Origin of the sequence: Mangrovimonas xylaniphaga, assembly GCF_001280435.1 — a bacterium.
In the GTDB taxonomy this organism is placed as follows: Bacteria; Bacteroidota; Bacteroidia; order Flavobacteriales; family Flavobacteriaceae; genus Mangrovimonas_A; species Mangrovimonas_A xylaniphaga.
The window spans coordinates 1-224 of the sequence record NZ_LBIP01000029.1 but is presented as its reverse complement, the minus strand read 5'-3'; the positions used below and the strand labels follow the sequence as shown (position 1 = coordinate 224).

The following is a 224-nucleotide window of genomic DNA, read 5'->3' as shown; positions in this document are numbered from 1 at the left end:
GATGTCATGACTGTAACAGTGACCGATAATGAAATTCCAAAGCCAAACGCTTCAAGCAACGTTGTTACAACAACCAGTGCAGATACCTCTGGAGACTGTTCTGTAGATGTTGCTATTACAGATGCCTCTTTCAACGATAATTGTTCCGTAAGCTCAATTGCATGGGTAATGACCGGTGCTGTAAACGATACCGGTTCTGGACAGGTCGGAACATATACATTCCC

The 224-nt window shown here is 43.8% G+C and carries 1 protein-coding gene; it reads left to right on the top strand.

Annotated features, from left to right (window positions below; genetic code table 11):
* Positions 1 to 224, top strand: a 224-nt coding sequence (locus ZA06_RS17045) for a hypothetical protein (RefSeq protein ID WP_168155244.1), incomplete at both ends; no start/stop codon positions are given.